We start from the raw sequence: 20,523 nt of genomic DNA, 5'->3' as shown, positions 1-20,523 counted from the left end.
TGTCCGGATTCGATCTCCAAAACTCGCCACCCGCCGTAGCCATGTGATCTCCCGTTAACAAAAGGGATCATGGCTGAAAATCGTCGTTGAGATGACGTCTAGCGCACCGGCTGGTACACCCGCTCGACACGTTGCGTTCCGGTCAGCGTCCGGTACGAGCGCGCCCAGGCCGTCGTGGCGGCCGGATCCGCCTTGTCGGAGACCGTGTAGTAGTCCATCTGCGAGCGCTCGGCGGTCACGTCGAGGACCCCGTAGCCGTGGTGGTCCATGTCCACCCACTTCACATGCCGGTTGGCGGCCTTCACCGCGCCGGCGGCCACCACCGAGAGCGTCCCGGGCGCCACGTGCAGCAGGTCGTCCAGGTTGTCCGAGGTGACGGAGGTGACCACGAACTCCGTCGCGGCCGACGCCGACAGCGGGTACGTCGCCGCCTTCACCGGCACGTCGTTGGCCCACGCCATGTGGATGTCGCCGGTCAGGAAGACCGTGTTGCGGATCCCCCGCGAGGTCAGGTGCGCGAGCAGCTCCCTGCGGTCGTCGGTGTAGCCGTCCCACTGGTCGACGTTGACCGCGAGTCCCTCCTTCGGCAGCCCCATCAGTTCGGCCAGCGGCTCGAGGAGGTACGCCGGGAGGGAGCCGAAGGCGACCGGCGAGATCATCACCGAGGTGCCGACCAGCTGCCAGGTCGCGTCCGAGCCGGCGAGGCCGGCCTTCAGCCAGTCCAGCTGGGCCCGGCCGGTGACGCTCCGCTCCGGGTCGTCGACCGTGCCGCTGCCCGTCTTCGCCGGCGCGGAGCGGAAGGAGCGGAGGTCGAGCAGGTGCAGATCGGCCAGCCTTCCGAAGCGCAGCCGCCGGAAGACCGTGCCCTCCGTGGAGGCGCGGACCGGCATCCACTCGAAGTACGCCTGCTTGGCGGCGGCCACCCGGGCCGCCCACTCGCCCTCGGTGCCGGCGGTGTGGTTCTCGGCCCCGCCCGCCCAGGCGTCGTTGGCGAACTCGTGGTCGTCCCAGATGGCGATCACCGGGTGGGCCGCGTGCAGCGCCTGGAGGTCGGGATCCGTCTTGTAGTTGCCGTGCCGGGTCCGGTAGTCGGCGAGCGAGACGATCTCGTGCCGCGGCTCGTGCGGCCGTACGACGTACTTCGCCTCCGGGTAGGCGCCGCTGGCGTACTCGTAGACGTAGTCGCCGAGGTGGAGGATCGCGTCCAGGTCGGCGCGGCCGGCGAGGTGCCGGTACGCGGAGAAGTGGCCGGACTCCCAGTTCGCGCAGGAGACCACGCCGAAGCGCACGCCCGGGGCGGCGGTGTCGGTGGCCGGCGCCGTGCGGGTGCGGGCGGCGGGGGAGACGGCGGAGCCGGCGGTGAACCGGAACCAGTAGGCGGTGGCCGGGCGCAGGCCGCGCACGTCCGCCTTGACGGTGTGGTCGGCGGAGGCGCTCGCCGTGGTCGTGCCGGAGGCGACGACCCGGGCGAAGCCGCGGTCCTCGGCCAGTTCCCAGCCGACCTGGACGTCCGGGCCGAGACCCGATCCGGGCACGGCCTCGGGGGAGGGGGTGACGCGCGTCCAGAGCAGGACGCCGTCGGGCAGCGGGTCGCCGGAGGCGACGCCGTGGAGGAAGACGGGTGCCCCGGCGTCCGCGAGGGCCGGGGAGGCCGCGCCGAGGAGGGCGGGCGCCGCGACGGCGGTGACGGCCGCGGCCTTCACGACCGTGCGGCGGGTGGGGGCAGGAGATATGAAACGACTGGTCACGGCCAGTCAGATTACTGACGGGTAGCGCCTTTGGGCAGGCGAAATCCGGAAGTTCGTCGACTCGTCGCCCGCAAGTCGCCCCGCCCCGGCCGAAAGGCCGGGGCGGGGCAGGACGGGGCGCGCGAGGGCGTCAGGCCTTGAGGGCGGCGTCGATCGCCGTGGTGAACTCGGCCGGGGTCATCGGCGGGTTGTCGCTGCCGGCCACCGTCACCGGCTTGCCGTCCATCCTCAGGCTCGGGGTGCCCGTCACCCCGCTCGCGTCGAAGGCCGCGGACATCTTCATCGCCCAGGCGTCGAAGGTGCCGTCCTCCACGTGCTTCCTGAACGCGGCGTTGCCCTTGAGCGCCGGCACCGAGTCCGCCACCTCCAGGAGGTAGGAGTCCTTCGCGAACTTGTCGTCGTTCTCCTCCGGGTGGAACTGCGTCGAGTAGAGCGCGGCCTTGTACTTCAGGAAGGCCTCGGGGCTCACGTCCAGGGCCGCGCCGAGCGCCGACAGCGCGTTCTTCGAGCCCTCGCCCGGGACGCCGTTGTCGATGAAGGTGGCACCGACGTACTTGATCTTGTACTTGCCGGCCTCGACGTCCTTCTCGACCGTGGCGCCCACCGACTGCTCGAAGGTCGCGCAGACCGGGCAGCGCGAGTCCTCGTACAGCTCCAGGGTCTTCTTCGCGGACGACTTGCCGATGACGACCGTCGTGCCGTTCGTGCCCGAGGTGTTCTTCGGGGCCGTGACGGTCTTCGCGTCCGCCGCGGCCTCCCACTGGGACGGCTTGCCGGACTGCACCACCGCGTAGCCGATGCCGCCGGCGGCGGCCAGGACGGCCGCGGCCGAGACGGCGACGACGAGCTGCCGACGCGCCCGGTCCTTCTTCGCCTGGCGCTCGCGCTCCGCGCGCAGCCGCTCGCGGGCGGCGGCCTTGTGGGACTGGCTGTTGCGTGCACTCATGATCGTGATCTCCGTGAAAGAGGGAAGGCAGGGGGAACCGCGGGACTCGCTCAGACGAGGGCGAGGCCCGGGCGCGGCGGTCCCCGCCGCCCCACGGAGTGCACGAGGAGCCGGGTGCGGGAGGGCCGCGGCCGGTCCGCGGGCCGCGCGGCGCGCCGGGGCGCCGGACCACCCGCACGGAAGAGGGCCGCCACCAGGAGCAGCGGACGGAACGCGAAGGCCGCCACCGCCCCGGCCAGCCGGACCAGCGCCCGCTCCCCGCCGCGCAGCCAGCACGCCGCCGAGAGACCGACGCCCAGGTGGGCCAGGAGCAGCAGCCACGGCAGCGCCGGGTCGGGGGAGGCGAGCAGGGCTGCCGCACCCCCGCCCTCGGGGGTCACCACGCCGGGCAGCGGGGTCCCCACGGCGCCGCCGCAGAAGACCTCCACGCCCACCGCGCGCAGCGAACCGGCGACCGGGCCGCCGGCGGGGCCGTAACAGACCGCCTGGCCGCTGGTGAAGAGCGTGTCGGCCGCCAGTTCCAGCGGGACGAGGAGCCCGGCGATCGGGCCGAACCCGCGCTCGCGGCCGGCCAGCGCGTACGCCACGGCGAAGACGGCGACCGCCACGGGGGCGACCGTCCCCAGTGGCAGCGGAACGCCCGAGAGCAGCACGTGGGACGCCACGGACAGCGTCACGACCAGTGCCGTGAAGAACGCCGCCCGCAGCGTCCTCGGCTGCGTCCCTGCCATGTCCATCGTCGTGGAGTGTGCCACGGGAAGCCGTAAGAGGTCCCTAAGGACAAGCTGTGGGCCGCCCCGCCCGTCCCTACAGGCCCGGGATCCGGCCGTTGCGGAAGAGGTCCACGAAGATCTGGTGGTCGGCCCGCGCCCGGGCCCCGTAGGAGTGCGCGAAGTCCACCAGGAGCTCGGCGAAGCCCTCCTCGTCGGCCGCGATCGCCGCGTCGATGGCCCGCTCCGTCGAGAACGGCACCAGGGAGTGCCCGCTGGAGTCGTCCGCCGCCGCGTGCATGGTCGCCGTCGCCCGGCCCAGGTCCGCGACGGTCGCCGCGATCTCCTCCGGGTCGTCGATGTCCGACCAGTCCAGGTCCACCGCGTACGGCGAGACCTCGGCGACCAGCTGCCCGGCGCCGTCCAGCTCCGTCCAGCCCAGCCACGGGTCCGCGTGCGCCTGGAGCGCCCGCTGCGAGATCACCGTGCGGTGGCCCTCGTGGTGGAAGTACCCGCGCACCGCGGCGTCCGTGACGTGCCGCGAGACCGCCGGGGTCTGCGCCTGCTTGAGGTAGATCACGACGTCGTTCTCCAGGGCGTCGCTGTTGCCCTCCAGGAGGACGTTGTACGAGGGGAGGCCGGCCGAGCCGATGCCGATCCCGCGCCGCCCGACGACGTCCTTGACCCGGTACGAGTCGGGCCGGGTCAGGCTGGACTCCGGCAGCGTCTCCAGGTAGCCGTCGAAGGCCGCCAGGACCTTGTACCGGGTGGCGGCGTCCAGCTCGATGGTGCCGCTGCCCGGCGAGAAGCGGCGCTCGAACTCCCGGATCTCGGTCATCGAGTCGAGCAGCCCGAAGCGGGTCAGCGCCCGCGCCTCGCGCAGGGCGCCGAGCAGCGCCCCGTCGGCCGTCTCCAGGGTGAAGGCGGGGACCTCTTCGCCCTTGGCGCCGGTCGCCAGGGCGTGGACGCGCTCCCGGTAGGCGGCGGCGTAGATCCGGACGAGCTCGGTGATCTGCCCGTCGCCGAGCGCCTTGGCGTAGCCGATCAGGGCGAGCGAGGCGGCGAAGCGCTTCAGGTCCCAGGTGAAGGGGCCGACGTAGGCCTCGTCGAAGTCGTTGACGTTGAAGATCAGCCGGCCGTTGGCGTCCATGTAGGTGCCGAAGTTCTCGGCGTGCAGGTCGCCGTGGATCCAGACCCGGCCGGTGCGCTCGTCCAGGTAGGGGCCGCCGTGGGCCTCCCGCTCCAGGTCCGCGTAGAACAGGCAGGCCGTGCCCCGGTAGAAGGCGAAGGCGGAGCCGGCCATCTTCCGGAACTTCACGCGGAAGGCCGCGGGGTCGGCGGCGAGGAGCTCGCCGAAGGCGGTGTCGAAGACGGCGAGGATGTGCTCACCGCGCTCCGTGGCGGTGGGCTGCGGGACCGACATCGAGGTGCCTCCTGGTACAGGGCGTGCTGCGAGAATGTTCACGACAATCGGGACAGGTGTTCCCGGTCTCTCAACGCGCGACCCCAGCCCCGAGTGCCCGCCGTCCGTCACTCGGCCGACGTAGACTTCCACGCTGTCCCCCCAGACTGTCCGCAGCCTGTAGTCCGCCGTTTCCCGGAGGCCCCCCGCCGTGACCAAGCCGCCCTTCACGCACCTCCACGTCCACACCCAGTACTCGCTGCTGGACGGGGCCGCGCGGCTGAAGGACATGTTCGACGCGTGCAACGAGATGGGCATGACGCACATCGCGATGTCCGACCACGGCAACCTGCACGGCGCGTACGACTTCTTCCACTCGGCGAAGAAGGCCGGGGTGACGCCGATCATCGGCATCGAGGCGTACGTGGCCCCCGAGTCCCGGCGCAACAAGCGGAAGATCCAGTGGGGCCAGCCGCACCAGAAGCGGGACGACGTCTCCGGTTCCGGCGGTTACACCCACAAGACGATCTGGGCGGCCGACGCCACCGGACTCCACAACCTCTTCAAGCTGTCCTCCGACGCGTACGCCGAGGGCTGGCTGCAGAAGTGGCCCCGGATGGACAAGGAGACCATCTCGAAGTGGTCGGAGGGGCTCATCGCCTCCACCGGCTGCCCCTCCGGCGAGCTCCAGACCCGTCTGCGCCTCGGCCAGTTCGACGAGGCCCTCAAGTCGGCCTCCGAGTACCAGGACATCTTCGGCAAGGAGCGGTACTTCCTGGAGCTGATGGACCACGGCATCGAGATCGAGCGCCGGGTCCGCGACGGACTCCTGGAGATCGGCAAGAAGCTCGGCATCCCGCCGCTGGTCACCAACGACTCGCACTACACGTACGCGCACGAGGCCGGCGCCCACGACGCCCTGCTCTGCATCCAGACCGGCAAGAACCTCTCCGACCCCGACCGGTTCAAGTTCGACGGCACCGGCTACTACCTGAAGTCCACCGACGAGATGTACGCCGTGGACTCCTCGGACGCCTGGCAGGAGGGCTGCCGCAACACCCTCCTGGTCGCGGAGCAGGTCAGCACCGACGGCATGTTCGTCGAGAAGAACCTCATGCCGAAGTTCGACATCCCGGAGGGCTACACCGAGGTCAGCTGGTTCCGCGAGGAGACCATGCGCGGCATGCACCGCCGCTTCCCCGGAGGCATCCCCGAGGACCGCATGAAGCAGGTCGAGTACGAGATGGACACCATCATCTCGATGGGCTTCCCCGGCTACTTCCTCGTCGTCGCCGACTTCATCATGTGGGCGAAGAAGCAGGGCATCGCCGTCGGCCCCGGCCGGGGCTCCGCGGCCGGCTCCATCGTCGCGTACGCCATGGGCATCACCGACCTCGACCCGATCCCGCACGGCCTGATCTTCGAGCGCTTCCTCAACCCCGAGCGCATCTCGATGCCCGACGTCGACATCGACTTCGACGAACGCCGGCGCGTCGAGGTCATCCGGTACGTGACCGAGAAGTACGGCTCCGACAAGGTCGCCATGATCGGCACCTACGGAAAGATCAAGGCCAAGAACGCGATCAAGGACTCCGCGCGCGTCCTCGGCTACCCGTACGCCATGGGCGACCGGCTCACCAAGGCCATGCCCGCCGACGTCCTCGGCAAGGGCATCGACCTCAACGGCATCACCGACCCCTCCCACCCGCGCTACAGCGAGGCGGCCGAGATCCGGGCGATGTACGAGAACGAGCCCGACGTGAAGAAGGTCATCGACACCGCCCGCGGCGTCGAGGGCCTGGTCCGCCAGATGGGCGTGCACGCCGCCGGCGTCATCATGTCCAGCGAGCCGATCGTCGACCACGCCCCGATCTGGGTGCGGCACACCGACGGCGTCACCATCACGCAGTGGGACTACCCGCAGTGCGAGTCGCTCGGCCTGCTGAAGATGGACTTCCTCGGCCTGCGCAACCTCACGATCATGGACGACGCCGTCAAGATGGTGAAGTCCAACAAGGGGATCGACATCGATCTCCTGGCGCTGCCGCTCGACGACGCGAAGACCTTCGAACTGCTCCAGCGCGGTGACACCCTCGGCGTCTTCCAGTTCGACGGCGGCCCCATGCGGTCCCTGCTGCGGCTGATGAAGCCCGACAACTTCGAAGACATCTCCGCCGTGTCCGCCCTGTACCGGCCGGGCCCGATGGGCATGAACTCGCACACGAACTACGCGCTGCGCAAGAACGGCCAGCAGGAGATCACCCCGATCCACCCCGAGCTGGAGAAGCCGCTCGAAGAGGTGCTCGCGGTCACCTACGGCCTCATCGTGTACCAGGAGCAGGTGCAGAAGGCCGCCCAGATCATCGCCGGGTACTCCCTCGGCGAGGCCGACATCCTCCGCCGCGTCATGGGCAAGAAGAAGCCCGAGGAGCTGGCGAAGAACTTCACCATCTTCCAGGCGGGCGCCAAGAACAACGGCTACAGCGACGAGGCCATCCAGGCCCTGTGGGACGTCCTGGTCCCCTTCGCCGGCTACGCCTTCAACAAGGCGCACTCCGCCGCGTACGGCCTGGTCTCCTACTGGACCGCCTACCTCAAGGCCAACCACCCGGCCGAGTACATGGCCGGACTGCTCACCTCGGTCAAGGACGACAAGGACAAGTCGGCGGTCTACCTCAACGAGTGCCGCCGCATGGGCATCAAGGTGCTCCCGCCCAACGTGAACGAGTCCGAGTCGAACTTCGCCGCCCAGGGCGACGACGTGATCCTCTTCGGCCTCTCCGCCGTCCGCAACGTCGGCACCAACGTCGTCGAGTCGATCATCAAGTCGCGCAAGGCCAAGGGGAAGTACTCCTCCTTCCCGGACTTCCTCGACAAGGTCGAGGCGGTCGTCTGCAACAAGCGGACCGTCGAGTCGCTGATCAAGGCAGGCGCCTTCGACGAGATGGGCCACACCCGCAAGGGCCTGGTCGCCCACCACGAGCCCATGATCGACAACGTGGTGGCGGTCAAGCGCAAGGAGGCCGAGGGACAGTTCGACCTCTTCGGCGGCATGGGCGACGAGACGAGCGACGAGCCCGGCTTCGGCCTCGACGTCGAGTTCTCCGACGTCGAGTGGGAGAAGTCGTACCTGCTCGCCCAGGAGCGCGAGATGCTCGGCCTCTACGTCTCCGACCACCCGCTCTTCGGCATCGAGCACGTCCTCTCCGACAAGACGGACGCGGCGATCTCCCAGCTCACCGGCGGCGAGCACGGCGACGGCGCGGTCGTCACCATCGGCGGAATCATCTCGGGCCTCCAGCGCAAGATGACCAAGCAGGGCAACGCCTGGGCCATCGCCACCGTCGAGGACCTCGCCGGCTCCATCGAGTGCATGTTCTTCCCGGCCACCTACCAGCTGGTCTCCACCCAGCTCGTCGAGGACACGGTCGTCTTCGTCAAGGGACGGCTCGACAAGCGCGAGGACGTCCCCCGTCTCGTCGCCATGGAGCTGATGGTCCCCGACCTCTCGAACGCCGGGACCAACGCTCCGGTGGTCCTCACCATCCCCACGGTGAAGGTGACCCCGCCGATGGTCACCCGGCTGGGCGAGATCCTCAAGCACCACAAGGGCAACACCGAGGTGCGGATCAAGCTCCAGGGCCCCCGGACCACGACCGTCCTCCGGCTCGACCGGCACCGGGTCACCGCCGACCCGGCGCTCTTCGGCGACCTGAAGGTGCTGCTCGGCCCGTCCTGCCTGGCGGGCTGACCCGCCCGAGGAGAACGCGCAAGGGGCGCGCCCGTCGTCACGGGCGCGCCCCTTTGCCGTCGGGCGGCGTCAGTTGTGGCCGAAGCGCTTCTGACGGCCCTTGCGCGCCATGTCGCCCGGTGTCACCTGGGCGGCGCGCTGTTCGGCCTGCGATTCGAACGCGGACTGCTGCGCCTGCTGCGCACCGCGCTCGGCCGGGGACTGCTGCTTCTGACCGCGGTTCTGGTTGCGGTTCTTGGCCATGGGAATGCCTCCTCAAAGGGACCTAGGGGCCAGGGCCGCTGTCAGACTCACATACGGCATGAACCGCCGCATGTTGGATCATTACGGAGCGTAAGGGGCGAGCCGAGGTGATATTCGCCACGCCGATGATCCAGTTCCGGCCGTCAAGCCCCCGGCGGTCGGGCAGACTCGATGGAAACCCGAAGCACCCTTTCGCATCCGAGGCTCCCGAAAGAGGGTGGAACACGTGGACCGCTGCGTCGTCCTGGTGGACGCCGGCTACCTCCTGGGCGCCGCCGCCAGTCTCCTCGCCGGGGAACCGGCCCGCTCCAGGATCACCGTCGACCACGCCGCGCTGATCCGGCAGCTGCGCGAGCGCGCCGAGACCGAGACCGCCCTGCCCCTGCTGCGGATCTACTGGTTCGACGGCGCCCCCGACCGGGTGCCCCAGCCCGAGCACCGCAGGCTCCGCGTGATGCCGCGGGTCACCGTCCGGCTGGGCGCCCTGACCAGGAGCGAGGGCCGCTGGGCGCAGAAGGGCGTCGACGCGGCCATGCACACCGAGCTCACCGAACTCGCCAGGAACCGGGCCTGCTCCGACATCGTGCTCGTCACCGGCGACGGCGACCTGCTGCCCGGCCTCATGTCGGCCAAGGAGCACGGCGTGGCCGTCCATCTCTGGGCCGTCCAGGCCGCCGACGGCGACTACAACCAGTCCGAGGACCTGGTGGCCGAGGCCGACGAACGGCGGGTGCTCGACCGGGCCTGGATCACCCGAGCCGTCCGCGCCAAGGACCTCAGCGGCCTCTGCGCGCCCCCGCCCGCCCCGCGCCCCGAGATCGCCGCGATCCTCTCCGCGCCGCTGCCCGAGGCCGCGCTCGCCGCCTCCGCCGAGCGGGCGGCGGAAGCCGCGGCCGCGCGCGACGGCGGACCCGCCCCGGTCGGCGGGTCCGGCGGCCCCGCCGACCGCGACCACGGCGCCGGCGGCCACGCCCGTGACGGCGAGCGCGTCCACGGCAACGGCCATCTGCGCGACGACGGTCATCTGCGCGAGGACGGCCGTCTCACCGGCAGCGGTCACCTGCGCGAGGACGGTCACCTGCGCGAGGACGGCCACCTGAGGAGCAACGGCCACCTCAACGGCACGGGGCTCCCCGCGCCGGCCTCCGGCAAGGGCGTCCCCACGCCCAAGGACCTGGCCGGGCTGCGCGGCCCCGGCGCCCCGGCGACGCCCCCGGCCACGTCCCTCGCCGCCGTGCCGCAGGGCGCGAGCGCGCTCCGCTGGTCCTCCGACCGGGGCTGGATCGAGCGCCCCGCCCCCTCCCTCGGCGAACCCGCCGAGACCGCCTCCCTGCCCACCCTCGCCACCCTCACCAGCGCCGAGCAGCGCTGGGCCGACCGCGAGGAGGACATCACCACCGTCGGCGGCGACCCGTTCGAAGTCGGGCAGGTGTTCGCCCGCCGCTGGATGGAGCGGCTGCCCGAGCAGAGCCACGTACAGAAGCTGTCCACCCTCTACCCCCGCATCCCGCACCGCATCGACGGCGAACTCCTCCGCTACGCCGCGCGCTTCGGTCTGCTGGCCCACAAGGACGACCAGATCGACGAGCACGACCGGTACGCGATCCGGGCCGGGTTCTGGCGCGAGATCGACGTCCGGGCCGCCGCCGAACACGCCCCCGCGCCCGGTGCGGGCCCGGCGACCCCGTAGGCTCTTCCCCCGTGAGTACGGTGTGCGTGGTGCGGGATCTGGTCAAGACGTACCCCGCCACGCGCGGCAGGCGCGGTACGCCCGCGACACCCGAGGTGCGGGCCACCGACGGGATCAGCCTCGACGCGCGCGGCGGCGAGATCTTCGGGCTGCTCGGCCCCAACGGAGCCGGCAAGTCCACCCTCGTCCGCCAGCTCACCGGCCTCATGCGCCCCGACTCCGGAACCGTCGAGCTCCTCGGCCACGACCTCGTCCGCCACCCCGAGCGGGCGTCCCGGCTCCTCGCCTACCTCGGCCAGGAGTCCACCGCCCTCGACGAGCTGACCGTCGCCCTCGCCGCCGAGACCACCGGGCGGCTCCGCGGCCTCACCGCCCACGACGCCCGCGCCGAGCGCGACGCCGTCCTGGACGAGCTGGGCCTCACGGCACTCGCCTCCCGCCCCCTCAAGAAGCTCTCCGGCGGACAGCGGCGGCTCGCCTGCGTCGCCGCCGCGCTCGTCGGCGGCAGGCCCGTCCTCGTCCTCGACGAACCCACCACCGGCATGGATCCCGTCGCCCGGCGGGCCGTCTGGGCCGCCGTCGACCGGCGCCGCGCCGAGCACGGCACCACCGTGCTGCTCGTCACCCACAACGTCATCGAGGCCGAGACCGTGCTCGACCGGGTCGCCGTCCTCGACCACGGCCGGGTCATCGCCTGCGACACCCCCGCAGGGCTCAAGGAACGCGTCGCCGGCGAGGTCCGCGTCGAACTGGTCTGGCGCGACTCCGCCCCGCTCCACCTCCCCGAGGTCGCCGCGCTGCGCGCGCTGGCCCAGGAGACCGGACGGCGCTGGAACCTCCGGCTCGCCCCCGACGCCGCCCGCGCGGCCGTCGCCACCGTCACCGGCGGCGCCGCCTTCGCCGCCCTCGACGACTTCACCCTGGCCACCCCCAGCCTGGAGGACGTGTACCTCGCACTGGGCGGGGCGACCGAGGGGCTGGTGAAGGCGTGACCCGCCGCGATCCCCGCGCCCCGCGCGGCCCCCACGTACCGCACGCCACCGTCAGGAGCTGCCCGCAGTGAGCACCGTCCCCGCGGAGGTCCTGCCGGCCGCCGCGCCGACCCCCCGGTCCCGCGGCGACGAGGACGGCGCCGCGCCCCTCGCCCCGCGCGCCCGGCTGCTGCCCTCCCTGGCCGCCGTCTACCGCGCGCAGCTCTCCCGGGCCCGGGTCGCCCGCATCCCGCTGCTCTTCGTGGCCACCTTCCAGTCCATCGGGATCATGGTCCTGATGCGCGGGGTCGTCGACGGCGGCACCGAGGCACGCGCCGTCGTGGCCGGCTCCACCGTCCTGGTCGTCGCCTTCGTCGCGCTCAACCTGCTCGCCCAGTACTTCGGGCAGCTGCGGGCCGGCGGCGGCCTCGACCACTACGCCACCCTGCCCGTGCCGCCCGCCGCCGTCGTGCTCGGGGCGGCCGGGGCGTACGCCTCCTTCACCGTGCCCGGGACGGTCGTCACCGCCGTCGCCGGCTCCGTGCTGTTCGGCCTTCCGCTCGGCCACCTGTGGGTCCTCGCCGCCGTCGTCCCGCTCTCCGGGGCCGCGCTCGCCGGACTGGGCGCCGCCCTCGGACTGCTCGCGCCCCGGCCGGAGCTGGCCACCCTGCTCGGCCAGCTCGGCATGTCGGCGGCGCTGCTCCTCGGCGTGCTGCCGGCGGAGCGGCTGCCCGGGCCGATCGGCTGGGCGCGGGACCTGCTGCCGTCGACGTACGGCGTGGAGGCCCTGGCCCGCACCTTCGACCCGCACCCGGACTGGGCGGTCGTCGGTCTCGACCTCGCCGTGTGCGCGGTGGTCGGCGTCCTCTCCCTCGCCGTCGCCACCTGGGCGTACCGGCGGGCCGCCGTCCGCTGAGGCGGGCCACAGGGACACCTGGCACGATGGCGGGGTGACCGCACCCCTGACTCCGCCTCACCAGCCGCCCCACGACCCCGACTGGCCCCCGCAGCCTCCGCCGCATCCGGGGCCGGCCGGCGACCCGATCACGGGCGCCGAGGTCGTCCAGGGCGTCGTGGTGACCGCCGTCTCGGCGGTCGCGGGCGCGGTGCTCGGAATCCTGTGGCTGACCCTGGCCCCGCGCGTCCTGCTCATCTCGGACGGCAAGGGGGTCTACCTCCGCGACTCCGAGGGGGAGTCGGCGATCGGCGCGGACGGCACGTTCGTGCTCCTCGCCCTGGCCTTCGGCGCGGTCGCCGCGCTCGTCGTCTTCCTGCTGCGCCGCAAGGGCGGCGTCCCGCTGGTGCTCGGCCTGGCCCTGGGCGGCGTCCTCGGCTCACTCCTCGCGTGGGGCATCGGCACGACGTTCGGCCCGACCGACGACGTCGTCGCGCACGCCAAGGCGGTCGGCCCCGGCATCACCTTCGAGGCGCCGCTCGAACTGGACATGGCCGCCGCCGCGATGCTGGCCTGGCCGCTGGCGGCGATGATCGTGCACCTCGCCCTGACCGCCGCCTTCGGCCCCCGCGACCCGGAACCGGAGCCGTGGGACCAGCCCAAGCCGTACGGACAGGGTCCTGGCGCGAGCTGACGGACCGGGTCCCCGAGAGGACCGCGCCGAGCGTCAGGCGCGGCCGATCGGGGCGACGACCGCCGACGTGAGGGCCGCCAGGTCCGCGGGGGAGAGCTCGACCTCCAGGCCGCGCCGGCCCGCCGAGACGCAGACGGTCGCGTGGTCCGAGGCCGAGGCGTCGAGGACGGTACGCAGACGCTTGCGCTGGCCCAGCGGGGAGATCCCGCCCCGGACGTAGCCCGTCGTGCGCTCCGCCGCCGCCGGGTCCGCCATCGCCGCGCGCTTGCCGCCGACCGCCGAGGCCAGCGCCTTCAGGTCCAGCTGCCCCGCCACCGGGACGACCGCCACGGTGAGCTCGCCGTCGACGTCGGCCACCAGCGTCTTGAAGACCCGGTCGGGGGAGACCCCGAGGGCCTCCGCCGCCTCCTCGCCGTAGGACGGGGAAGCCGGGTCGTGCTCGTACGCGTGCAGGGTGAAGGAGGTGCCGGCCGCCGCCAGCGCCACCGTCGCCGGGGTGCCTCCGCCGTTCTTCTTCTGCTTCTTCGTCACGCGCTCATCCTCGGCTCGGGTCCGTCCCGCTGGGGTCCGGCTCAGTTCGGGTACGTCGGGCCCTGCGTCAGGTCCACCGCGGGCAGCGACGGCAGGTGGCGGAGCACCGCCGTCTCCGCGCGCAGCAGCGTCAGCTCCTCGCGCAGCCGCGTCGCCGTGTCCGGTGCCTGGAGCAGCCGCTGCTTCGACGGGGTGTCGAGCACCGCCGCCGCGGCGACCAGGTACGACACCACCGACGGGTCGTCGGGCAGCTCACTCGTCGTCAGCGAGCGCTCCCGAGCCCCCGCGAGCCGCTTCTGATAGCTCCGGAAGGCCCGCAGCACGCCCTCGGAGAGGGTGCCGGCCTCCTCGCCCCGCTCCTCCGGGATCTCCTCGACCTCGGCGACCAGGAACGGCCCGCTCGCGTCGACGGAGAGCAGCTTCACCCGGGTGGTGCCGGTGGCCATCACCTCGAAGCTGCCGTCACCGCGCTCCCGGATCGACGCCGCGTCGGCGACGCAGCCGACCCGGTGGAAGGACTGGATCGGGTCGGAGCCGAAGCCCGCGGCCGGGCCCTTCTCCGGCAGCGCCGTCTGGTCCGGCATGCCCGGGGCGGTCGGCGCGACCTCACGGCCGTCGCGGATGGCGACGACGGCGAAGCGGCGCGGTTCGGACTCGTCGATCGTGAGCAGCTCGCGCATCATGGCGCGATAACGCTCCTCGAAGACGTTCAGCGGCAGCACGAGGCCAGGGAACAGCACCGCGTTGAGCGGGAAGAGAGGCAGGCGAGCGGTGGTCACAGCGGCCAAGCCTAATGGCCGCCGCGCCCGCCTCGTCCGGCCCGTCCGACTCCGGTCTCCCACAGCGGTGTCCGGCGGGCCACCTCGACCCGGACGCGGTCCCGCGCGGCCAGGAATCCGAGGAGGGGGTCCCCCCTGTCCGGGCGAAGCCGAGAGCCCGGGGAAGGGTCCTCCGGTACGGCCCCCCGCGCGGCCCCCCAGGGGAAGGAGGTCGCGTACGGGCCGATCCGGCCGAACTCGTCCCGGGCCTCGTCCCACCGTGCCCGTTCGACCAGCACGTACGCCAGCAGGTTGCGGACCTCGGCGGGCCACCGCTCGCCCGCGGGGAAGGCCGCCGACAGGGCCAGGGCGCGGTCCACGGCCCGGTCGATCCGCGCGGTCGGCACCGACCGGTCCGCGGCGGGCTCCCCCCGCAGCCGGTCGTAGGCCGCGCGGACCGGCAGCGCCCGCACGAGCGAGCCCTCGGCGGCGTCGTCCGCGGCCTGTTCGGCGAAGTCGAAGGCGGCGCGGTGCGAGCCGTACCACTGCGCGGAGAGGTACTTCAGCGCCGCGACGTGGCAGCCGTAGTGGTGCGGCGCTCGGCGCACGGCCTGCTCCCAGTGCGACTCGAAGACCGCGTCCCCGGCGTGCGCCCCGCGCGCGTGGTCGAGGGCGAGGCGCCACGGCACCGGGTCCCGGGGCGCCCCCTCCGCGACGGCGCCGATCAGCGGGGCGAGTTCGCGCAGCCGCTCGGCCCGCGCCGGCGAATCCCAGGCCCTGCGGACGGCGAGCTGCGCCGTGACGAGGAGGGCGTCGGGGTCGCGGGGCGCGGCGGCGAGCCAGTGCGTCAGCCACTCGTCCCTGCTGTACGCGAAGGTGGCGAGCCGGGTGACGTACCGGTCGCGGTCCTCCCACTCGCCGGAGTCCCGGGTGGTGGCGAGCAGCTTCGCCGCGGGCTCCGGGTCGGCGAGGGCGGCGGCGACGAGGGCGGGGGCGAGCCGCTCGTCCGGGGCGTCGAGCAGCACGTCGTCGTCCGGCACGAATCCCGCGGTGAGCCGCGGCGCGTGCCGGACCGAGCGGACGGCGCCGACCAGGGCGCGGAGCAAGGCCATCGTGCGAAGTATTTTCCCATCGCGCCCCGACCCCGCGCGCCCGCCTGCCCAGCCCTTTCACCCTCATTCCACCGGGCCCACACCCCGGCTCCCACCGGGTCCACCGGGCGCGGCGGCCCGGCCGGGCCCTCCGCCGCCTCTCCTTCGCCCCTTCACCCGGCGCCGCCGCACCCGTCGCCGGCCGGGCCGTCAGCCGCGCCGCAGCAGTCGCGTGGCGCCCGCCGCCACCGTCGTGGCGAGGATCCAGCCGAGGAGGATGAGCACCGCCGCGACCCACTGCCAGAGGCCCTCCAGCCGCCAGTAGCCGTCCTGGCCGAGGTTGATCACCGGGAGCAGGAGGTCGAGGGCGTACAGCGGGCCGTTCCACTCGGGTGCCTCGTCGCCCTTCAGGGCTATCGGGTGGTAGTGCGAGAAGGCGACCGTGCCCGCCGCCCACAGCACCGCCATCCACAGCGCCGCCCGGCCGGGCCGGTAGCCGTACGCCACCGTCCAGTCCTGGAGGTACCCCCACAGCTTCCCGGCCATGGGGAGCGTCTCCCGTCTGCGCCGCTGCTTGGCGAGCAGCACCTGCCGGGCGTCGGCGTCCTCGCCGCTGTTGCGCAGGACCGTCGCGAGCCGTTCGTACGGCTCGGGGGCGTACTCCGGGGTCGCCGCCGCGACCCACTCCAGCCGCCGGGCCAGCGGGAACGGCCCGTACGGCACGAGGTTCTCGTAGGCGAAGCCGCCCATCGCGAGACCGCCGGGACCCGGCCAGCTGGTCGACAGGTCGATCAGCGTGACGACCTTGGCGCCGTTCAGCACGACCCGGCCCTCCTCCGGCCGCTCGCCGTTGAACCGCAGCTCCGGGGTGACGATCCGGCGGAACGACACCTCCTCGCGGCGTGCCCCGCTCAGCACGAACCGGGCGTGGTGCAGGTCCACCGCGTCCCCGAACCGGCCGTCGTCGAGCCGCACTCCGCCGTGGCACTCCACGGGTTTGCGCCGGGTGCCCAGGGCGGGCGTCACCCCGTAGGGCGGGGTGGCCGTGGAGCTGGAGGAGGAGTAGTAGTCCCCGGAGTCGGCGTACACCCACGCCGCGTTCAGATAGAGCGAGCGCTCCACCGTCAGCTGCGGCGCGTTCAGCGCGCGGCGGCCCTGCGCCCCGCGCAACACGCTGCCCCGCAGGCTGAGCGACACCCCGACCTTCGCCCCGCGCAGGCTCAGCTCCCCGTGCGTCTCGATCAGCTCGGCCTGGACGTCCTGCGCCACCACCATCCCGTCCGCCGTGATCGCCCGGCCGCGTCGGTCCGGCCACACCTGGATCTGGTTGATGAGCAGGTCCGTGCCGATCTGGGCGTCCGTCAGCCGGATGCCGTGCCGCACCCGGCAGCGCGGCAGGTGCAGGTCCCCCTCCGTGTGCAGCCGGGCCGCCTCGAGGCGCGGCAGCGCGCACTCGACCATCCGCAGCGTCCCGAAGCGCGCCTCGGGCAGCACCACCTCGCCGTCGAAGCGGCAGCCGTGCAGCTCCACGTACGGCGCTATCGTCCCGCCCGCCAGGTTCAGCACGCCGGTGATCCGCACCCCGCGCAGCTTCAGCGCGGCCACCCGCCCGGACCGGGCCGGCGGCCCGGCGAGCAGCAGCAGCGCCACCACGTCGGCGCGGACGCTCCGTTCCTCGCCCCACTCCCACTCCCGCTCCCTGAACGGGTCGTCCCGCTCCGCGATCCCCTCCGTGAGATCGCACGTCCTGCCGATGCGGAACGCCCGCCACACGGCCCGCTCCGGACCCGTGAGGCCCTCCGGCATCCCGTCCTCGTGCGGCTCGGTCAATGCCGCCCCCTCGCTTTCCACGATCCGCTCCCACGACTCCACCGATTTCTCACACCGGGATTCGTGGATTCGTACAGCCGTTCTTCCCGCTGTGTGACGGGCTGAACGCTAACGGTCAGGTGTGGCGACAAGACGCCACTGTGGCGTGTATCAGTCAGTGATTGGCATGTATCAGCTGTTGATACGGGCCACCGGCGTGGATGGGCCGTCTGCGAGAATTGACCCGTGATCTCTCGAATCGATCTGCGCGGCGAGACCCTGCCCGAGGGTTCCGCCCTGCGCGACCTGCTGCCCCGTGCCGAGTTCGACGTGGAAGCCGCCCTGGAGAAGGTGCGGCCGATCTGCGAGGACGTCCGGCATCACGGCGCGGCCGCGGTGATCGACTACGGGGAGAAATTCGACGGCGTCCGCGTCCCGAGCCTGCGCGTCCCCGCCGAGGCGGTCACCCGCGCCCTCGACGAGCTCGACCCGGCCGTCCGCGCCGCCCTCGAGGAGTCCATCCGGCGCGCCCGGCTGGTCCACCGCGAGCAGCGCCGCACCACCCACACCACCCAGGTCGTCCCGGGCGGCACGGTCACCGAGAAGTGGATCCCGGTGGAGCGCGTCGGCCTGTACGTGCCGGGCGGCCGCTCCGTCTACCCGTCCTCCGTCGTGATGAACGTCGTCCCGGCCCAGGAGGCCGGAGTCGAAGGCGTCGCCATCGCCTCGCCCCCGCAGAAGGAGTTCGGCGGCCTGCCGCACCCCACGATCCTGGCCGCCTGCGCCCTGCTCGGCGTCGACGAGGTCTACGCCGCCGGCGGCGCCCAGGCCATCGCCATGTTCGCCTACGGCACCGGGTCCACCGCCCACGAGCCCGGCTGCGCCCCCGTCAACCTGGTCACCGGTCCCGGCAACATCTACGTGGCCGCCGCCAAGCGCCTCCTCAAGGGCCGCATCGGCATCGACGCCGAGGCCGGCCCGACGGAGATCGCGATCCTCGCGGACTCCACCGCCGACCCCGTCCACGTCGCCGCCGACCTCATCAGCCAGGCCGAGCACGACCCGATGGCCGCCTCCGTCCTCGTCACCGACTCCGACGAACTGGCCGCCGCCACCGAGGCCGAGCTGAAGACCCAGGTCGCCGCCTCCAAGCACGTCGACGACCGGATCGTCCCGGCGCTCGCCGGCCGCCAGTCCGCGATCGTCCTCGTCCGCGACCTCGCCGACGGCCTCAAGGTCGTCGACGCGTACGGCGCCGAGCACCTGGAGATCCAGACCGCCGACGCCGCCGCCGTCGCCGACCGGGTCCGCAACGCGGGCGCGATCTTCGTCGGCCCCTGGGCGCCGGTCTCGCTCGGCGACTACTGCGCCGGCTCCAACCACGTCCTGCCCACCGGCGGCTGCGCCTGCCACTCCTCGGGCCTCTCCGTGCAGTCCTTCCTGCGCGGCGTGCACATCGTGGACTACACGCGCGACGCGCTCGCCGACGTCGCCCACCACGTGGTGACCCTCGCCGAGGCCGAGGACCTCCCGGCGCACGGCGCCGCGATCAAGGCCAGGTTCGGATGGAAGGTGCCGGAGACCAAGTGACCGGAATCGACGATCTCCCCGTCCGGGACGAGCTGCGCGGCAAGTCGCCGTACGGCGCGCCCCAGCTCGACGTCCCCGTCCAGCTGAACACCAACGAGAACCCCTACCCGCTGCCCGAGCCCCTGGTGGCCCGGATCGCGGAGCGGGTCGCCGAGGCCGCCCGCGGCCTCAACCGCTACCCCGACCGGGACGCGGTCGAACTGCGCACCGAGCTCGCCCGCTACCTCACCCGGACCGGGAAGCACCCGGTCGCCGTGGAGAACGTGTGGGCCGCCAACGGCTCCAACGAGGTCCTCCAGCAGCTGCTGCAGACCTTCGGCGGCCCCGGCCGCACCGCCATCGGCTTCGAGCCCTCCTACTCCATGCACGCCCTGATCGCCCGCGGCACCGGCACCGGCTGGATCTCCGGCCCGCGCAACGACGACTTCACCATCGACCTGGCGGCGGCCGAGAAGGCGATCGCCGAGCACCGGCCCGACGTCGTCTTCATCACCTCGCCCAACAACCCCACCGGCACCGCGGTCGACGCCGCCACCGTCCTCGCCCTGTACGAGGCGGCCCAGGCGGCCAAGCCCTCGATGGTCGTCGTGGACGAGGCGTACGTGGAGTTCAGCCACCGGGAGTCGCTGCTGCCGCTCCTGGAGGGCCGCCCGCACCTGGTGGTCTCCCGGACCATGTCCAAGGCCTTCGGCGCCGCCGGACTGCGCCTCGGCTACCTCGCCGCCCACCCGGCCGTGGTCGACGCGGTCCAGCTGGTCCGCCTCCCGTACCACCTGTCGGCCGTCACGCAGGCCACCGCGCTCGCCGCCCTGGAGCACACCGACACCCTCCTCGGGTACGTCGAGCAGCTCAAGGCCGAGCGCGACCGACTCGTCACCGAGCTGCGGGCGATCGGCTACGAGGTCACCGAGTCCGACGCCAACTTCGTGCAGTTCGGGAAGTTCCCCGACACGCACGGGGCCTGGCGGCGGATCCTCGACCGGGGCGTCCTGGTCCGGGACAACGGCGTACCGGGATGGCTGCGGGTCACCGCCGGCACCCCCGAAGAGAACGACGCGTTCCTCGACGCGGTCCGTGAACTGATGAAGGAGCAGGAACGATGAGCCGCGTAGGCCGCGTTGAGCGCACCACCAAGGAGACCTCCGTCGTCGTCGAGATCGACCTCGACGGCACCGGAAAGGTCGACGTGTCGACCGGGGTCGGCTTCTACGACCACATGCTCGACCAGCTCGGCCGGCACGGTCTGTTCGACCTGACCGTCAAGACCGACGGCGACCTGCACATCGACTCGCACCACACCATCGAGGACACCGCGCTCGCCCTCGGCGCCGCCTTCAAGCAGGCCCTCGGCGACAAGGTCGGCATCTACCGGTTCGGCAACTGCACCGTCCCGCTGGACGAGTCGCTCGCCCAGGTGACCGTCGACCTCTCCGGCCGCCCGTACCTCGTGCACACCGAGCCCGAGAACATGGCGCCGATGATCGGCTCGTACGACACGACGATGACCCGGCACATCTTCGAGTCCTTCGTCGCCCAGGCGCAGATCGCGCTGCACATCCACGTCCCGTACGGGCGCAACGCCCACCACATCGTGGAGTGCCAGTTCAAGGCCCTGGCCCGCGCGCTCCGCTACGCCGCCGAGCGCGACCCGCGCGCGGCCGGAATCCTCCCCTCCACGAAGGGCGCGCTCTAGT

Annotated in this window: 17 protein-coding genes; 8 read left to right on the top strand and 9 right to left on the bottom strand. The window is 72.6% G+C overall.

Going from position 1 to position 20,523, the window contains the following annotated elements:
• Positions 1-98: 98 nt before the first annotated feature.
• The 4 genes from AC067A_RS16205 to AC067A_RS16190 form a co-directional block, all read right to left on the bottom strand.
• Entirely contained in the window at positions 99-1,748 is a 1,650-nt protein-coding gene (locus AC067A_RS16205; RefSeq protein WP_478620186.1) for an alkaline phosphatase D family protein, read from the bottom strand.
• Positions 1,749-1,878: 130 nt separating this feature from the next.
• The gene (locus tag AC067A_RS16200; protein ID WP_478620183.1) at positions 1,879-2,694 is read right to left on the bottom strand and encodes a DsbA family protein; all 816 of its coding nucleotides are present in this window, start codon (positions 2,692-2,694) and stop codon (positions 1,879-1,881) included.
• A gap of 50 nt (positions 2,695-2,744) precedes the next feature.
• A complete protein-coding gene (locus tag AC067A_RS16195; RefSeq protein WP_478620180.1) occupies positions 2,745-3,431 on the bottom strand; it encodes a hypothetical protein in 687 nt (228 codons plus the stop codon).
• A 70-nt stretch (positions 3,432-3,501) separates the two neighbouring features.
• Positions 3,502-4,827: a DUF2252 domain-containing protein gene (locus AC067A_RS16190; protein WP_478620177.1), complete on the bottom strand. Its 1,326-nt coding sequence runs from the start codon at positions 4,825-4,827 to the stop codon at positions 3,502-3,504.
• 190 nt (positions 4,828-5,017) lie between these two features.
• Here AC067A_RS16190 and dnaE point away from each other — a divergent pair, with 190 nt between their 5' ends.
• Positions 5,018-8,557 (top strand): DNA polymerase III subunit alpha, encoded by a 3,540-nt coding sequence (dnaE, locus tag AC067A_RS16185; protein WP_478620175.1) that lies wholly within the window; start codon positions 5,018-5,020, stop codon positions 8,555-8,557.
• A gap of 69 nt (positions 8,558-8,626) precedes the next feature.
• Here dnaE and AC067A_RS16180 read toward each other — a convergent pair whose 3' ends face one another.
• The gene (locus AC067A_RS16180; RefSeq protein WP_478620172.1) at positions 8,627-8,800 is read right to left on the bottom strand and encodes a hypothetical protein; all 174 of its coding nucleotides are present in this window, start codon (positions 8,798-8,800) and stop codon (positions 8,627-8,629) included.
• 226 nt (positions 8,801-9,026) lie between these two features.
• Between AC067A_RS16180 and AC067A_RS16175 the strand changes: the two genes are divergently transcribed.
• The 4 genes from AC067A_RS16175 to AC067A_RS16160 all read left to right on the top strand — a co-directional run bounded on the left by AC067A_RS16175 (position 9,027) and on the right by AC067A_RS16160 (position 13,050).
• The gene (locus AC067A_RS16175; RefSeq protein ID WP_478620170.1) at positions 9,027-10,490 is read left to right on the top strand and encodes an NYN domain-containing protein; all 1,464 of its coding nucleotides are present in this window, start codon (positions 9,027-9,029) and stop codon (positions 10,488-10,490) included.
• 20 nt (positions 10,491-10,510) lie between these two features.
• Positions 10,511-11,482, top strand: a complete 972-nt coding sequence (locus AC067A_RS16170) for an ABC transporter ATP-binding protein (protein WP_478620438.1) — start codon at positions 10,511-10,513, stop codon at positions 11,480-11,482.
• 67 nt (positions 11,483-11,549) lie between these two features.
• The gene (locus tag AC067A_RS16165) at positions 11,550-12,377 is read left to right on the top strand and encodes an ABC transporter permease (protein WP_478620167.1); all 828 of its coding nucleotides are present in this window, start codon (positions 11,550-11,552) and stop codon (positions 12,375-12,377) included.
• 34 nt (positions 12,378-12,411) lie between these two features.
• Positions 12,412-13,050, top strand: a complete 639-nt coding sequence (locus AC067A_RS16160) for a DUF2567 domain-containing protein (protein ID WP_478620164.1) — start codon at positions 12,412-12,414, stop codon at positions 13,048-13,050.
• Between the two features lie 33 nt (positions 13,051-13,083).
• Here AC067A_RS16160 and ybaK read toward each other — a convergent pair whose 3' ends face one another.
• The 4 genes from ybaK to AC067A_RS16140 all read right to left on the bottom strand — a co-directional run bounded on the left by ybaK (position 13,084) and on the right by AC067A_RS16140 (position 17,260).
• Positions 13,084-13,581 (bottom strand): Cys-tRNA(Pro) deacylase, encoded by a 498-nt coding sequence (gene ybaK, locus AC067A_RS16155; RefSeq protein ID WP_478620161.1) that lies wholly within the window; start codon positions 13,579-13,581, stop codon positions 13,084-13,086.
• Between the two features lie 41 nt (positions 13,582-13,622).
• The gene (locus AC067A_RS16150) at positions 13,623-14,360 is read right to left on the bottom strand and encodes an LON peptidase substrate-binding domain-containing protein (RefSeq protein ID WP_478620158.1); all 738 of its coding nucleotides are present in this window, start codon (positions 14,358-14,360) and stop codon (positions 13,623-13,625) included.
• A gap of 11 nt (positions 14,361-14,371) precedes the next feature.
• A complete protein-coding gene (locus AC067A_RS16145; protein WP_478620155.1) occupies positions 14,372-15,451 on the bottom strand; it encodes a hypothetical protein in 1,080 nt (359 codons plus the stop codon).
• A gap of 189 nt (positions 15,452-15,640) precedes the next feature.
• Positions 15,641-17,260, bottom strand: coding sequence for an oxidoreductase (locus tag AC067A_RS16140; RefSeq protein WP_478620152.1), 1,620 nt, complete (start codon positions 17,258-17,260; stop codon positions 15,641-15,643).
• A gap of 225 nt (positions 17,261-17,485) precedes the next feature.
• Between AC067A_RS16140 and hisD the strand changes: the two genes are divergently transcribed.
• From hisD to hisB, 3 genes are read left to right on the top strand one after another with little or no spacing between them, the layout of a single operon-like run.
• Complete coding sequence (gene hisD, locus AC067A_RS16135; protein ID WP_478620149.1) at positions 17,486-18,829, top strand: histidinol dehydrogenase; 1,344 nt, start codon at positions 17,486-17,488, stop codon at positions 18,827-18,829.
• Complete coding sequence (locus tag AC067A_RS16130) at positions 18,826-19,932, top strand: histidinol-phosphate transaminase (protein ID WP_478620147.1); 1,107 nt, start codon at positions 18,826-18,828, stop codon at positions 19,930-19,932. Before hisD ends, AC067A_RS16130 begins: the two co-directional genes overlap by 4 nt.
• Positions 19,929-20,522 carry an imidazoleglycerol-phosphate dehydratase HisB gene (hisB, locus tag AC067A_RS16125; protein WP_017238764.1) on the top strand — a complete coding sequence of 198 codons (594 nt, stop codon included), beginning with the start codon at positions 19,929-19,931 and terminating at the stop codon, positions 20,520-20,522. Before AC067A_RS16130 ends, hisB begins: the two co-directional genes overlap by 4 nt.
• Position 20,523 lies beyond the last annotated feature (1 nt).

This window comes from Streptomyces sp. NPDC043176 (assembly GCF_056436715.1).
This window is presented reverse-complemented; position numbering and strand designations above follow the sequence as displayed.